16 protein-coding genes and 1 tRNA gene are annotated in these 15,589 nt (G+C 32.0%); 7 read left to right on the forward strand and 10 right to left on the reverse strand.

All coding sequences use genetic code 11. The features are described 5' to 3' along the window. Window positions 1–197: 197 nt before the first annotated feature. The 4 genes from ABD077_RS05710 (at window position 198) to ABD077_RS05725 (ending at window position 1,150) form a co-directional block, all read left to right on the forward strand. Complete coding sequence (locus tag ABD077_RS05710; RefSeq protein WP_343911336.1) at window positions 198–356, forward strand: bacteriocin; 159 nt, start codon at window positions 198–200, stop codon at window positions 354–356. 38 nt (window positions 357–394) lie between these two features. After that, window positions 395–628 (forward strand): hypothetical protein, encoded by a 234-nt coding sequence (locus ABD077_RS05715; protein ID WP_343911338.1) that lies wholly within the window; start codon window positions 395–397, stop codon window positions 626–628. Between the two features lie 100 nt (window positions 629–728). After that, window positions 729–911: a hypothetical protein gene (locus tag ABD077_RS05720; protein WP_343911340.1), complete on the forward strand. Its 183-nt coding sequence runs from the start codon at window positions 729–731 to the stop codon at window positions 909–911. A gap of 62 nt (window positions 912–973) precedes the next feature. Beyond that, window positions 974–1,150, forward strand: coding sequence for a hypothetical protein (locus ABD077_RS05725; protein ID WP_299894543.1), 177 nt, complete (start codon window positions 974–976; stop codon window positions 1,148–1,150). Between the two features lie 98 nt (window positions 1,151–1,248). Here ABD077_RS05725 and ABD077_RS05730 read toward each other — a convergent pair whose 3' ends face one another. Beyond that, window positions 1,249–1,941, reverse strand: a complete 693-nt coding sequence (locus tag ABD077_RS05730; RefSeq protein ID WP_343911342.1) for a helix-turn-helix domain-containing protein — start codon at window positions 1,939–1,941, stop codon at window positions 1,249–1,251. Between the two features lie 792 nt (window positions 1,942–2,733). On the opposite strand from ABD077_RS05730, the gene ABD077_RS05735 reads away from it, so the two are divergent. Further along, complete coding sequence (locus ABD077_RS05735) at window positions 2,734–3,315, forward strand: M23 family metallopeptidase (RefSeq protein WP_343911344.1); 582 nt, start codon at window positions 2,734–2,736, stop codon at window positions 3,313–3,315. A 339-nt stretch (window positions 3,316–3,654) separates the two neighbouring features. On the opposite strand, the gene ABD077_RS05740 is transcribed toward ABD077_RS05735, so the two are convergent. The 6 genes from ABD077_RS05740 to ABD077_RS05765 form a co-directional block, all read right to left on the reverse strand. Further along, on the reverse strand, window positions 3,655–5,553 hold the full coding sequence (locus ABD077_RS05740; protein ID WP_343911346.1) for a tetratricopeptide repeat-containing sensor histidine kinase: 1,899 nt from the start codon (window positions 5,551–5,553) through the stop codon (window positions 3,655–3,657). 35 nt (window positions 5,554–5,588) lie between these two features. Next, window positions 5,589–6,908, reverse strand: coding sequence for an HTTM domain-containing protein (locus tag ABD077_RS05745; protein ID WP_343911348.1), 1,320 nt, complete (start codon window positions 6,906–6,908; stop codon window positions 5,589–5,591). Continuing rightward, window positions 6,905–7,837: a bifunctional riboflavin kinase/FAD synthetase gene (locus ABD077_RS05750; RefSeq protein ID WP_343911350.1), complete on the reverse strand. Its 933-nt coding sequence runs from the start codon at window positions 7,835–7,837 to the stop codon at window positions 6,905–6,907. The genes ABD077_RS05745 and ABD077_RS05750 overlap by 4 nt, the downstream gene beginning before the upstream one ends. Before the next feature lie 199 nt (window positions 7,838–8,036). Next, entirely contained in the window at window positions 8,037–8,663 is a 627-nt protein-coding gene (pth, locus tag ABD077_RS05755) for an aminoacyl-tRNA hydrolase (protein WP_343911352.1), read from the reverse strand. A gap of 223 nt (window positions 8,664–8,886) precedes the next feature. After that, window positions 8,887–9,489 (reverse strand): 50S ribosomal protein L25/general stress protein Ctc, encoded by a 603-nt coding sequence (locus ABD077_RS05760; protein WP_299894562.1) that lies wholly within the window; start codon window positions 9,487–9,489, stop codon window positions 8,887–8,889. Window positions 9,490–9,514: 25 nt separating this feature from the next. Continuing rightward, complete coding sequence (locus ABD077_RS05765; protein ID WP_343911356.1) at window positions 9,515–10,456, reverse strand: ribose-phosphate pyrophosphokinase; 942 nt, start codon at window positions 10,454–10,456, stop codon at window positions 9,515–9,517. Between the two features lie 156 nt (window positions 10,457–10,612). On the opposite strand from ABD077_RS05765, the gene ABD077_RS05770 reads away from it, so the two are divergent. Continuing rightward, window positions 10,613–10,694, forward strand: a tRNA-Leu gene (locus ABD077_RS05770). 96 nt (window positions 10,695–10,790) lie between these two features. Here the strand turns inward: ABD077_RS05770 and ABD077_RS05775 are convergent. The 3 genes from ABD077_RS05775 to ABD077_RS05785 all read right to left on the reverse strand — a co-directional run bounded on the left by ABD077_RS05775 (window position 10,791) and on the right by ABD077_RS05785 (window position 13,611). Further along, complete coding sequence (locus ABD077_RS05775) at window positions 10,791–11,330, reverse strand: DUF427 domain-containing protein (RefSeq protein ID WP_343911358.1); 540 nt, start codon at window positions 11,328–11,330, stop codon at window positions 10,791–10,793. Between the two features lie 313 nt (window positions 11,331–11,643). Further along, window positions 11,644–11,937 carry a hypothetical protein gene (locus ABD077_RS05780; RefSeq protein ID WP_343911360.1) on the reverse strand — a complete coding sequence of 98 codons (294 nt, stop codon included), beginning with the start codon at window positions 11,935–11,937 and terminating at the stop codon, window positions 11,644–11,646. Between the two features lie 159 nt (window positions 11,938–12,096). Continuing rightward, window positions 12,097–13,611 (reverse strand): NADP-dependent isocitrate dehydrogenase, encoded by a 1,515-nt coding sequence (locus ABD077_RS05785; RefSeq protein ID WP_343911362.1) that lies wholly within the window; start codon window positions 13,609–13,611, stop codon window positions 12,097–12,099. Window positions 13,612–13,848: 237 nt separating this feature from the next. Here ABD077_RS05785 and ABD077_RS05790 point away from each other — a divergent pair, with 237 nt between their 5' ends. Continuing rightward, on the forward strand, window positions 13,849–15,474 hold the full coding sequence (locus ABD077_RS05790) for a tetratricopeptide repeat protein (RefSeq protein WP_343911364.1): 1,626 nt from the start codon (window positions 13,849–13,851) through the stop codon (window positions 15,472–15,474). Window positions 15,475–15,589: the final 115 nt, after the last annotated feature.

Here is a 15,589-nt window from a genome sequence, read left to right on the forward strand (position 1 = left end):
AGGTACCACATCTTCTTTTGGTACGATTTTCAGGGAATTTACACTTTACTTCGAAGAGTTTTACGTTTAGATCAGAATAATTATTCTTATAAGTTTTTTGCATAGAATTACTTTTGAGATACTATTATGAAAGATAAAGACACAAACCCCAAGTGTCATGAATTGTTTGGGGAAATTAATTTTTAAAACTTTTGTAAATGAAAGAATCGTTAGCAAACCTAGGGAAAACCTTAAGTAAAAATGAACTTAAACAAATTAATGGAAAAGGAAACATTTATTATTGTTCAGGAGGAAATGCTCATACCACAAATCAATGGTGTCCGGTTAGATGTTTTATGGGGAATTGCCTTCTTTAATAAACTCTGAAAGTAAATATTAATTTTAAATCTTAAATATGAAAAAACAGTTATTGAGTATAGGTGAAGTGTTGACTAGAAATGAACAAGAGCAAATAGTTGGTAGTGGGCTAATTGCCATTATCAAAAGTTGTACAGGAACAGGTACTGGTGGTGTTGGATCTGTGGGTTACTCAAGTGCGTGTGTGGGTCGCGAAAAAGGAGAGAATTGTACCATCAATGGGTACGCTGCAGCTTGTACTGGTGCAGGTGGAGGTTTTTGGTTTTATTAATAAAAAGGCTAAGTCTCTTTAATAAAATACTGTTTTGAAAGATGGTAATTATTAGGGATTGTTATGCGAAATGTTTTAATAATAAATAAACTAGTACATCATGAAAAAATCATTATTAAGTTTCGGAAAGGTGCTTACTAAAAATGCTCAAAAACAAATCAATGGAGGTTTTTCGCAAGATTGCCCAACCGTAGATTTTATTTGTGATAATGTAAGTTGTTGTTACCTTTTTAACGATACTGCATCTATTCAGTGTATTCCAGAATTTTGTTTGTATTCCTAATAAGATTCATTATCAAATCATCAAACAACAGTAATTATATACAAATCATTAATTCATTACTTATGAAAAAATCAATTCAGGCTTTAGGCAAAATTTTAGAAAAATCAGAACAAAAAAATATTAATGGAGGGTTACTTCCTATAGCAGTGGACAGATGCAGAGCACCATATTTTTCTTCGGATGGTACTTGTGAGCCTGGCTATTATATCACAGGGCATTGTATATGTTGTAAATTATAGTAGGAGAATACTTTAATTTATCATTGCCGCCTGCTGCATGTAGGCGGCTTTTTTGTGCAAAAATATAGTAAGCGTTGAAATTTATCAGAGTTGTTGTATTACAATTTCTTTAAGTCGTAATTACTCTTTGTTTTTAAAACTTGGTTTCTAAATTTTGAAGGTGTAATTTTTTCAAAACGTTGAAACGTTCTATTAAAACTAGTCTTAGAGTTAAAACCACATTCTAGAGCAATTGCTAACAATGTGTATTTAGAAAAAGAAGGGTTCACAATCTTTTTCTTTACTTCTTCTACTCTAAATTGATTTACGTAGTCATAAAAACTAATACTCATGTGTTGATTGAGTAAATAGGAAAGTTTTTTGTCAGAAATGTTAAGTTTTTCAGATACTGATTTTAAGGTTAATTCTGGAGTTAGATAACATTTTTGTTGACGAATTAATCTTTCTAATTTTTTGAATAAAATATCCAATTCTTCAGGATTATGTTTGATTTTGGTTTGATTGGAAATGATTCTGGTTTTGTTTGTATTATTTTTATAAGGGATATCCTCTTTTTTTAATAAGAAGTCTGGGAGTAGAACTTTTGTTTGTGAAATTCCTTTGTATGCCAAATAAACGATTAAAAAAACTACGAAAAGAGCAATAATTCCGATTGCAGAAGTAATATCACCAATTAGTACTTCATAAATAGTAATGGAAATATCGATACCAATAATAACTATCGTACCGTATAAAAAAATCTGGAGCCAGGCGAAATCATTAGAGTTGATATCTGAATAATAAAATTTCACTAGATTTTTAGTTTTTGATAAAATGATAAGTGTCAGTATACAATAAATTAGTGAATATATATTGCTAAGTGCCCAAAGGTTTTCAAGTCCAATCCTAAGATGACCAAAAGGTTCAGAACTATTTATGAGACTCATTAGTTTAGGAATACTAGCAAAAAGAAGATAGAGAAGAGGAAGTATAAAGTGTTTGTAATTGTTTTTGAAAACTTGTTTGTTCGAAAAGAAGATTGTTTTTACATATAAATATAGGCAAGGACCTATGCTTGTTGGAAGCGTATCCTGAAATAAAAACATAGAATAAAAAACAACTTTACTTTCATTAATAAATCCTAAAAAACTTATTTGTGTAAGAAGTATCCATAAAAAGATGATGAAAAGTACTTTAAAATGAAGTTCTTTTTTACCATTTTTCCATAAAACATAAAGCAGTAAAGAGTTGGAAAGAATTCCTAAGTGTAGCGTGAAAATCATTTAAAATTTGTTCAAAATATGAATGCGATAGGTTTTTAATAATAACATACTTAGTTAACAAGCGATATGTTATAGACAAACTGTTGTAATCTATTACACCAAGCTTATTAAGGAGATCTTTAACAAAGGCCTACTTTTAGTTTATGCAAAAACCTAATAATATGTTACTGTAAATTTCCCCTTTTTGTGTTTTGGGATTTTTATAGAAGAATAATATTGAAAATTCACCTTTGTTAAAGAGGATTAAAAACCCCTATAAAGTCATGCGTAATATTGCTCTTTAAAATAGCTGTGTTTTAATATTGTATATTTATCTATAATATGATTACATCCACAACAAAAAACTTTCTGGTATCATTATTTTCTTGGATGGGTTTTCTATATAGAAATCGTAAAACCAGAAAATATACTTTGTTCCCTCTTATTATAATAGGTGTAGGCTTTTTGATCCCTCAAAAAATGGTAATTCCTGTTCATGGTGCTACAACAAAAGATTGGGATGACAATTCTTTTTGGGCGCATCCTTGGGGAAGTTCTATAACACACAAGGGAATCGATATATTTAAAGAGAAGGGAACCGATGTAGTATCTGCTACTTATGGTTTAGTGATGTACACTTATGAAGGTAGAAAAGGAGGGAAAACGGTTATGGTGTTAGGCCCCAAGTGGCGTTTTCATTATTATGCGCATTTAGATCAAGTGGATGCTTTTCCTTTTCAACCATTAAAATTAGGAACTAAATTGGGTACTGTTGGTAATACAGGAAACGCTATAGGAAAGCCACCACATTTGCATTACTCAATTACAACACCTTTCCCTTATTGGTGGTTAAGAGATCCAGACGTTATTCAAGGAAATCGTAAGATGTTTTATTTAGATCCTGATACTTGGTTACGAAACTAAAGAATACAAAAAAAGCTATGCGAGATGCATAGCTTTAGCATAATATGACGATGCGAAATTTTGGGGATCAATATGTTTAAGTATCAAAGTATGTTTCTTTCTAGTGGCAACTCCTAGTTGCTTATTTTATGTTTCATACAAACTGTACTATTTTTTATAACTCTGGTATAAAAGTAAGAAGCATTTATATGATATATGTGTCCAAAAAGATAAGTGTACAATTACTATAGGTCAACTTAAGTTTTCTGTCGATCAATAGAAATTTACTACGATTAACTAGAAATAATACTTAAAGAGTCTTCATAAAGAAATTGGAAGAAAAGAAAATCGAAAATTAATTTAAGAAACGGGAATTTCGATATTAATTACGGTACCTCTATTAATAGTGGAGTCTATCATTAAACTACCCGAAAGGAGTTTTAGTCTGTTTCTAATGTTTTCGAAACCAATGCCTTCTCTGGTTTTTGTAGTGTCAAACCCAACACCATTATCTTCAAACAGAAGTTGTAAGATTGTTTGATATCTATTTAAATAAATATCTACTTGATCTGCTTGGGAATGTTTTAATGTATTGGTAAGTAATTCCTGAATGATTTTGAATAGTTCTTCTTTTAATGGACTTTCAATTTCATTGATTTTTTCTTCGGGATAAGGGTTAAAAGAAATTTTTTGATTACTACCATTTTCTATGTTATTTACATATTCTTTGATAAGAGAAGATACACCATTATCCTGAAACTTCTTGGAAGCTAAATTATGAGAAATATCGCGTACTTGATGGTAGGTTTCATCAATTTGTTTGATGATCTTAGATTGAAAACTTTCTTGATCATCTACACCAGAAAGTTGCAGTTTTATACTGGCTAGATTTCCTCCTATACTATCATGTAATTCTCGTGCTAATCGTTTTCGTTCATTATTCTGACCTTCCATGGTAGCATTGATAAGATTTAATTCTTGGTCAATCATTAACGCGTGAACTCTTTGAGAGTTTACTTCTTCTTGTGATTTGTTCAACGCAATTTGTGTTTTTAGTTTTTGGAAATAAACAAATAATAGAGCAATGACTGGGAGTAAAACAATTAGAAAACCTATCAAAAAAGCTTTTTTGATAGTACGTTGTCTTTCAATTTCACTTTCTTTTAATAGTTGTTCTTCCTTAAGTGCAAGTATTTCCTTTTCTTTTTCTAGAGTCTGATACTTGATCTCCATTTCTTTTACAATCGCTTTGTTCTGATCTTTAAGAATCTGGTTGGAAACAGAAAGATATTGCGTCATCAGATTGTAAGCGTTTTTATAATCGTTGTCTGCAACTTTTAAGTTTCTAAGTACATTGATTACGTCGCGTTGTAGTTCTAGTTTATTCCATTGTACCGTATTTACATAAGCAGAGGATAGTATTATTTCTGCATCTTGTGTATAGCCTTGATTGTAATAAACGATACCCATTTGGATAACCGCATCGATATATAAGTCATAGAATTTGCTTTCTAAGGCGATATCTTTTACCGATGAGAAATAGGTTAACGCATGAGAAAGATTTTTTTCGAAAAGATCTATTCGTCCTAATTTTAATTGGGTTTGTAGTCTTATTTTATTATTCTCGTAAAGTTTCAGCCCTTCTAATACTTCAAGATATATCGACTTTGCTTTGGAATATTCATTTTTGAAAAAGAATGTATCTGCTAGTAGTTTGTTGGCTAAAAGCGATAGACTTGTATCTTTTGTGTTATTGATACAATTTTCAAAAATAGGTTGTGCTTTGTCATATTCCTTTTGATATAAATACACTGTTCCTAGACCTAGCTGATGAGAATAGTGCATTCTTTCCATATTTGAAATGGGTGAGATCTCAATACCATCGAGATGATGTTTCATAGCATCGTCAAAAAGACCTTTCTGTAGCTTTCCTTTTCCGAGGATATGATAGGATTTAGAAAGATAAATATTGAATTCTTCTAATGTGCTTTTTTCTGATAAAATATGCTCTTGCAATAAGTTACCGTAATAAATAATCGAATCCGTATTTCCGGATTGGATGTGTATCGTAGCAATCGTATCCATTATGCGAGCCTTGTCTAATGGATTTTCTGAATTTTTTAATTTCTGATAATAATGTTTTGAAACTGTATTGGGTATTTTTCCAAAAAAAGAGTACCAATCTTTCTTCTCTTGGCTATTCGCCAGAAAAGAAACTAATATACATACAAGTAATATTCTTTTAGTAGAAACCCCCATTACACACTAAAATATTGCTATACAATAATAAAGAATTATTCTTTATCATATTTAATTACCCATGGATTGGTTGTAAAGTAGTTCCAACCAACACTAGTAAGGTCCACATCTGGGTCTATGAGGACTCTGGATTTTTTGCCATTTACAGACACACGACTTTTTACATATACCGCAATATCTTTCCCTTGTTTTTTGTGTTCTTTTTTAAGGAATTGAGCAAACTGCCATATGGCATCCGGTTTTGTATTTACGATTCTACGTTGTTTTTTAGACAAATATTGATTTTTGTCTACTCGTATTCTCTTAGAATTTTCATCTTTAAATTCTATGTAGAAGTTAGTATGTCCTGATCTTCCTCTCAACATCATTCTCCAACTTAATTTATGACCTTCTTCGGTCCATAAAACATCACCAGGAATAAACCAATGCCGAATAGGTAAGGCGAGTTGAATAAGAAACCATATTGATAGAGCAGGTATCAAAAACTTTCTATAAGAAGGTACAATAATTTCATTATCGGTATAGAATTCTTTTTTGGGCATAAAAATTTTATGTATTCTTTCTTTAGAAAAGAAGAATACACTAAATGCTAATGATAAATATGGGAATATACCTATTTGAAATACGAATGAGTTAAAAAGGTGAAAAAATATACTGATACAAAAAGCAGCTAATCGTGTTCTTCTCCATAATAATAATGGGATGATTAGAAGGTCGAATAGAATACCAAAATATGTAATACTAACGTGTGTCCAGTGTTTCTGTAAAATACTTCCAACAATTGGATAATCTGCTCTAGAGAGCATCAAATTTCTTGCTACAGTATAGTCCAACCAATCCGGATATAATTTTGCTACAGAAGCATAAGTGTAAACAATCCATAATTGAATGATAATAAATAAAACACACCATCTGGGCATTGATATTTTTTTGAGCGCGGGATTTCGTTTTACATCTATCGAAAAGTAATTACCAGCAGGTAATGTGCTCATAAGAATGCAAAGTAATAACAAGAGGTAATAATGGTTATTGTATGATGATTTCTGCATGTAGTATACACCAGCCCAAAGTATAGTGTAGGCAATCATGCTCCATCGATATTTGAAACCTATCATTACAAAGATTCCAAAGATTCCCATGAGCGCAAAATAGAAATACATTCCATTACCAGGTAATGGTTGTAAAAACTCAAAACCAATGAAATTAAATGTAAATTGCGGTTCTACTAATGTACGTCGCACCCATCCAGTCAAGATCGCTCCAAAGGACTCTGCAGCAATTAAAAATCCAAAAAAGACTCTAAAAATTATTAATGCACTATTGTCGATTTGTGTAAATAACCAACGATTGATCATACCATAGAATTTATATATTCTCTAGAAAAATCCTCGTCTTCTTGCATAGCCGTTTTTAAATCTTCCAAAGAATTAAATTTCTTTTCGTCTCTTATGCGTTTTAAAATTTCTATCTGAATTTTCTTTTCATATAAATTAAAAGAAGCATCAAAAAAGTGCGTTTCGATAGTCTGATGTTGTCCATTAACCGTTGGGTTATTACCGATATTCATCATCCCAAAGTATGTTTTATTATTAATTTGAGATTTTACTACGTATACTCCACGTTTAGGGATTAGTTTATATTCTTCTTTTATATAAAGATTGGCTGTTGGATATTCTAGTTTTCTGCCAAGTTCTTTTCCTTTTACAATTTTACCTGTAAGCATAAAATTATACCCTAAGTACTTATTCGCTTTGGTAATATCTCCTTCTAGCAAAGCTTCTCTAATTTTGGTAGAGCTAACAGCAACATCATCAATATCCTGTTTTGAAATTTCTTCGACAGTAAAATTATTTTGAATTCCGAAGGATGCCAAATCAGTAATATTAGAATTTCGATTACGGCCAAATCGGTGGTCATATCCTATAATTACATGACGAATATTCAACGTATCAACTAGCATTTGTTCTACATATTCTTTGGCAGTAAGTCTAGAAAATTCCGTCGTAAATGGGTGGATTACCAAGTTATCCAGACCTGTTTTTTCCAAAATTTGGATACGTTCGTCAATTGTATTGATCAGTTTGATATTGGTATCCTTTTGTAAGACCATTCTAGGATGGGGAAAAAATGTAAGAATAACAGATTCTAGATTATCTCGATTTGCGGCTTCAATTAACCGATCGATTATTTTTTTATGTCCAATATGAACTCCATCGAAAGTTCCAATAGTAACAACTGAAGGAGAATGATTATCATATGTTTTTGCGTCATTATAAAGTTTCATCCGCTTTTCTTATTGATTTTTAGAGGTAAGATGGAATTTGTATAGATGAGCAACAACTGTGGTATGTGTTATGTGTTTGTCTGATTTCAAGAAGATTAATTTTGATACAACCATGTGGCTATTCTAGTTTTATAACTCATAATTAGATACATTATGCTAGATAGCTATAAAATTAAGCAAATGTTGCGAGATCTACTATTTATTTTCCGTTAAAGGTGTTCATTGTATTGGCTAATCCTGCACCTGCAAAAGATTTAATAAGTGCTATGGATTTATCCAATCTTTCTGGCATGGCAGCTTCTTCTTCAGAATTCCATTCTCCTAATACATAATCTACTTGCCTGCCTTTGCTAAACTCTGCTCCAACTCCAAATCTATACCTACAATATTTGGAAGTATTTAGTTGTGCTTCTATATCTTTTAAACCATTATGGCCACCAGCACTTCCTTTAGCTTTTAATCGAATTGTGCCAAATGGTAGATTGATATCATCTGTTATGACTAAAAGATTTTCGATAGCTATTTTTTCTTTGGTAAGCCAATATCGAACTGCTTTTCCGCTGAGGTTCATATATGTATTTGGCTTTAGTAATAATATAGTACGCCCTTTATATTTATAGGTGGTTAGATCTCCTAATTTTTCAGTTTCGAAAGTAAGATTTTCCTCTTTTGCGAGAGCGTCTAAAATTTTAAAACCAATATTATGGCGTGTATTATGATATTTAGGTCCAATATTACCAAGACCTACAACAAGAAATTTTTTCATAGGATCTTCTTGAGTTTCTTCTTCTTTTTTTGAAAAAAGGTTTCTAAAAATAGCAAACATAGCTCATCTTTTGCGTGAGGGATAGGAGCGACATCCTTTTTTCGTCATTTCGAGTGCCACGTTTTTGGGCGTGGTGTATCGAGAAGCGGCGATAAAAAGATACAGCGAATAGCCCGACCGAAGTATAGCGGAGGACACGCCCTCATAAAATCATTGTAAAAATAAAAAAAGCACTCTGAAAAAATAATCAGAGCGCTTTTGATTGTTTTCTATGAAGAAAAGATTAAGCTTCAGCTGCTGCCGCTTCTTCTTCTTCCTCATCATCAGTATCTGCAACTGCGTTACGCGAAGTTTTCACTTGACAGATTACTGTGTTATCAGGATGAAGAATTGTATAATCTTCACTAGCTACATCAGTAACATATAATTTATTACCGATTTTTAATTCTGTAATATCTCCTTCGATTACATCTGGTAATTTTGATGCTAAACCTTTTACTTTGATACGTCTTAAGTTAAAACGTAACACACCACCAGCTCTTACACCACGAGAATTTCCAGTAGTTTTAAATGGAATTTCCATCGTAATTGGTTTGTCATCGAAAATCTCAACAAAGTCGATGTGTAAAATTTTATCCGTTACAGGATGAAATTGAATATCCTGTAGGATTGCATTTATTTTTTGACCATTATCCAACGCTATTACCACGGTATGAACGTCTGGAGTGTACACTAAATTTTTGAAAGCAATTTCTGGCGCTGCAAAGTGTACAATAGTGTCTCCACCATAAATAACACAAGGTACCTGTCCAGCATTACGTAAGGCTTTTGTTGCTTTCTTGCCTACGCTTTCTCTTTGAGATGCATTGATTGTTAATGACTTCATTTTAAATATATTAATAGTTATTAATTTACATTATAAATTTAGAGCTGATAGACTCATTATTATGAACTCTATTCATTACATCTGCAAATAAATTTGCACAAGTAATCACTCTAATTTTGTTACTTTCTTGTTTTAAAGGAATAGAATCTGTAACGATTAATTCCTCTAGTTTAGAATTTTGTAATCTTTCATAAGCAGTACCAGATAAAATAGGATGCGTACAAATAGCTCTTACGCTTTTTGCTCCTCGTTCCATCATTAAATCGGCAGCTTTTGTAAGTGTTCCGGCAGTATCCACCATATCATCTACCAACACAACATTTTTTCCGGTTACATCACCAATTAATTCCATGTGAGAAATCACATTAGCTTTGGCACGTTGCTTATAACAGATTACCACATCGCTTTGAAGTGCTTTGGAATATGCATATGCTCTTTTAGAACCACCCATATCTGGAGAGGCTATCGTGAGATTGTCCAGATTTAAGGATTGTAAGTATGGTAAAAATATAGTAGAAGCGAACAAATGGTCTACGGGCTTTTCGAAGAATCCTTGGATCTGATCTGCATGTAGATCCATAGTGATAATTCTTGTGGCACCAGCAGTTTCTAGCATTTTTGCGATTAACTTTGCTGCAATCGGAACTCTTGGTTTGTCCTTTCTGTCCTGACGTGCCCAACCATAATATGGCATTACTGCTGTAATATGTCTGGCAGAAGCTCTTTTTGCAGCGTCTAACATTAACAGCATCTCCATTAGATGATCAGAGCTAGGATGAGTAGATCCAATAATAAAAACTCTAGATCCTCTTACCGATTCTTCAAAAGACGGTTGAAACTCACCATCACTATACGTTGATGTAATAACATTACCTAATTTCGCCCCATACGCATGTACGATCTTCTCAGCTAATTCTGTACTTTGGGTACACGTAAAAAATTGCGCTTCTGTAATTGATTTAGGCATAGGGTAAATAGTTGTTTTGTAATGAGTTAAAACTTATTTTTTTAAAACAAGGTGCAAATTTAAAAATTTATTTCTACTCTGGTGAGTATTTTATTACTTATTTAATGGATCTGATGAATTATTTTTTTAATTTTGCCGTCCAATTCGATTAAAAATGCTCAAGTGGCGGAATTGGTAGACGCGCTGGATTCAAAATCCAGTTCTTTCGGGAGTGTGGGTTCGATTCCCACCTTGAGTACAAAAGCCTTTAGGATTTAATTCTGAAGGCTTTTTTTATTATTACTCTTTTTGGTTTTGCTTTTGGATTAAAAAAATAATTGTTCCATTTTATGAATTACCAGCCTTCTGTTCCTGGTTCTCCTTTAAATGGACCAACCAAATCTGGAGTGATCCAGCCTGCATAAAATTTACTGTTTTGAGCTTTTACCAGATCTCCATCGACATAACATTGAAGATATTGAGGGTAGAATGCGATATAACCTTTTAATGCTTCAAATTCAGGAAATGGTTTAAGATATGACCAGGCAATTGGTTGATAAGGATTGGTGCGTAAAGCATAGTATATTGCCTTTCCTTTCCACTCACAAAAAGAAGTTTTGGTTTGCATCAGGATCAAAGTAGATATATTTACATCGGATTTTGGAATGTAATATGTAGGAGGACTTGCAGTTTCTAATACTGCTAATGCGTTTTTTGAATCCGCAATTATGTGATCATGATCTTTGACTAGTACTGGTTTATTGACTTTTTCAATAATGGGTGGTCTAGGAAAATCCCAAACAGATCTTTGTCCTTTTTTAGGTTCTATTGCGAAAGGAGGCTTTTTGTCACCTCTATTTTTCCAATGATTACGCGCATTATCTAACCAATTCATAGTTGTTTTATAAAGGTTTTAGTTCTAGATTACCGAAACATTCTATGAAGTTACAAAACTTGCGGGCATTTTTGTCATCCATAAGTTAAATATGGAAGTTTTATAAGATTTAGCATCACAAACGTCCATAGAACTATTTGATGAGAAATGCTTTTAACAGAGTAGTTTCGGCAGAGTAATTAAATCTAAAGTAGATAAATCCTACGTTAAGGTTTCATAAAGATTAAAATTACAAATATTGAGTTTTATTTAATTTAAATCTATAGGCTCTTAAAATAAATATTTATTTGATTAAAGGATGAGGTTTAGTAAATCAGATTTTCATTGGTTTAAACAACTCAATATTTACAGTTCCGTCAATTTTCATATGAAAATTTTGATTACGTGCATGGATTATTAAATTGGTTATGAGTTTTCTGGATTCTTTTAGTTCTGCTATTCTCTTTTTTGCATGAATTACATTCGGGTCATCTTCGTTTTTTGAACTAAGGATTTGTAAGTTGTGAAATTTGATTTTATCGGCAATAAGAGATAAAAGCACATCTGCAGAGTTGATAGGAGAATAAATTCCTTCTACCAATTTTATATTGTTATACATGGAATTCATAGGTAAATAGGTTGGTGTAACTAATTGTTTTTGGAAGATAATAGATAATGTTGTTTTGGATTAATAATAATGAAAAAGGCACTTATTCATTTTTTAATTATTCTTTTGCAATGTATAGTGCCTTTTATGAATGTATATGTTTTAATATGAAATATCTTACTACTCTCCTTGACCTAGAGAGAAACCTCTTTTTCCATCAAATTCATAGAGGTTTTCCGTTTTTATAACATCAAACCCTTGATTGTTAAGTTTGGATAAAAGTGCGATTATTTGTTCTTGGTCAATACAATTATAAGATGGAATCGCTTTTTTTATGTCAGAATCATAGGCAACAAACCTACATCTCCAATGATCCGTACAGTAGGTTTCTTCCATACCATTTGGATATACCTTCACTCCTCGATTTGTAATCATCTTAAGTTTTAACTTGTAAGCCTGAATTTCAGATAACATATCACCGATTTTTTTGGGGTCAGAACCTTGCCAATCAATGAATACATCAACTCCCACAAGTTCTTTTTTGGATTTCTTACGTTTGTAGGCAAACGTCCTGATTATTCCTGATCCTTTATTAATTTTGCTTGGAGCTAATTTTTTAGGCTTTTGTCCTAGTCGTAATATTATTTCATTTGCGAACTCTCGCGTGGATACTTTCTTATAACTAGAGTCTTGTTGATAGATGTCTGCCGTATGGTATCCTGCCTCTATAGTTGATAACAAGGCATTTTTTATTTTGTCGGCAATTTTTAATTCTCCAATATGCGCTAACATAAGAATTGCTGCATTTATAAGTCCAGAGGGATTGGCAATTTGTTGTCCCGCAATATCTGGTGCCGAACCGTGTATAGCTTCAAACATGGCTATATTATCTCCAATATTAGCAGAACCTGCTAGTCCAACAGATCCGGCAATTTCTGCAGCAATATCAGAAATGATATCTCCATACAGATTAGAGGTTACAATTACATCATAGTTCTCTGGATTGGCAGCAAGTTTTGCGGATCCTATATCGATTATTTGAGTTTCAGATTGTATATCAGGATAGTCTAAAGATATTTCTTTAAACACACGATGAAACAATCCATCGGTTAATTTCATGATGTTATCCTTAACCATACAAGTAACCTTTTTTCTGTTATACGCTTTTGCATACTCAAAGGCATATCTAACAATACGTTCACATCCAGGTTTTGTTATCAACTTAAGACATTGTACAACATCTTCAGTTTGTTGGTGCTCTATTCCAGCATATAAATCTTCTTCATTTTCTCTTATGATAACAACATCCATTTGAGGGAAATGGGTTTTTACAAATGGATAAAAAGAATTTACGGGTCTTACATTTGCATATAATCCTAATGATTTCCTAAGAGTAACGTTTAGACTTTTAAACCCTTTACCTTGTGGGGTAGTTATTGGAGCTTTTAGAATAAGTTTATTTCTATTAATGATTTCCCAAGACCTGTTATCTATACCTGCAGAATTTCCAGATAAGTAGACTTTTTCTCCTAATTCAATAAATTCTGGTTCAATTTTAGCTCCAGCTTTATCAAGAATATCTAGTGTAGCAGTCATTATTTCTGGTCCAATACCATCTCCTTTAGCAACAGCTACTTTGATAGTTTTGTAAGTATCTGTTTTCGAGATCTCTTGCGTTAATATATTGTTTTTCATATAATTAATTTTTATCCAGTACAAATATCTAGATAATTATTCATAAATTTTTATTTATATATATTATGAATTAAATAAACATAATTTATGAAAAGTAATTTCTCATTAGTTCTTGCCTGTTTGATGGGAATTAATGAACAATAGTGGTTTTCAGGGTTGATTCAACTTATTTCTATATTTAGTTTCGTTAATTGGTAAAGTTTTAACTAACTTAACGTACGATCCCAATTGATTACTATGTATCCTTATAGAGTATTTCTTTTATTTTTTATTACCATTTTTTATACTGGTTTACTAGCTCAATCTTCTCATAAAGATTCTGTGGTACTTAAGAAGATAAGAGATCTTCAACAAGTCTCCCAAGCCACCTATCGAAAAGGTAATTTTGAATTGTATAAAAAATACGTAGACTCATTACAACAGATAACGGAAGATTACGGTTTTTTGGAGGATGAGATTTTGGCTATTGTAGGTCAAGGAATTTATTATAGTAATTTGGATATATATCACGAATCTCTGAAGAGATATCTGGTTGCTTTAGATAAGGCAAAAGAGTTACCCGAAAACTCTAAAACCAAGATCATTGTTTTAGCTAATTTGGGAAATATTTATAATAACCTTTCTCAATACGATAAGGCTTCTGGAACTTTTAAAAAAGTAATACGATTAGCAAAACAGCATGATAATCCGGAGCGTGTTTTGATCGCATCGTATAATGCTTTGGGGATTACTGCTATGTATCAAAAGAAATACGAAGAATCCTTAGCGTATGTTCAAAAGGTAGATAGTTTTGCGACAGCACTGGCTAGAAATGACATGAAGATTATAGCACTTAATAATATCGCAGATTGTTACACAAAGCTAAAGAAATATGAGAAAGCAAAACAAAATGCTACGGAAGCTTTAGCATTGATAACTGAAGAGGAATCAGTAGAAAGTAAGGCGAATTCTTATTTACATCTTGGTGTAGCACATGTAGGATTGAAAGAATCTCAAAAAGCGATCGATAACCTTTTGCAAGTGGAAAGAATTGCAACTGAGAATAGTTTTTTAAGGTTGACAATGTATTCAAATAAGTATTTGGCAAAAGCGTACGAGTTAAAGGAAGAATTGCAAAAAAGTATCAATGCATATAAAAAGTATGAGGAAGTTAAAGATGAGTATTTAAATAGTCTTTCTGAAGGGAAACGTATTATTGCTGAAAGAGATTTGGAAGAGCAAGAACTACAATTCGCAGAGGAAAAAGAGGTTTTGGAAAGCAGGAATAAAAGAACACTATTTCTTGGAGTCCTAGCAGTCCTTGTAATAGCTATGGGTATTTGGGTATATTTTTACAAACGAAAGGTATTACTAAAAAAGGAATCTGAAAGTCTAGCAAAGGATAAAGAACTTTTAGAAAATGAAAATCAAAGTCTAAGGGATAAGTTAAATGGAATTAGGATTAGAGAACAAAATCAAGAATTTGAAACGAGTGTCTCTAATACTTCCAATAAATACCAAAATTCTTCATTGAGTATTGAAGATAGAAACACGTATGCAGAAAGAATCCTAAAATATATGGAAGAAGAAAAACCATATCTTAATGAGGATCTAAAACAATCAGATTTTGCAACAGCACTGGAAATGAATATTCCACAGGTTTCTGAAGTTTTAAATGCTTGCTTTCAGAAGAATTTTAATAATTTTTTGAATCTATACAGAATAAATGAGGTTAAAGAATTAATGAAAAACCCAATTTACGAGGAGTATAAAATTGTAGCCATTGGCTATGAGGCAGGTTTTAAAAGCAAGACTTCTTTTAATAGAGCTTTTAAGAACCTTGTAGGAGTAACACCTTCTGAATACAGGAAAAAGAGTGCTTAAAGGACTATTTACATGTTTCAAATTATAATTTGAAACTTCTTCCCAAACATTTATAACTAGTTTTGAGATGAACTCTTTTTGGAGTGATCTTTTATCAATAAATACTTCTGTTAAG

Source organism: Aquimarina litoralis (assembly GCF_039523995.1).
GTDB lineage: Bacteria > Bacteroidota > Bacteroidia > Flavobacteriales > Flavobacteriaceae > Aquimarina > Aquimarina litoralis.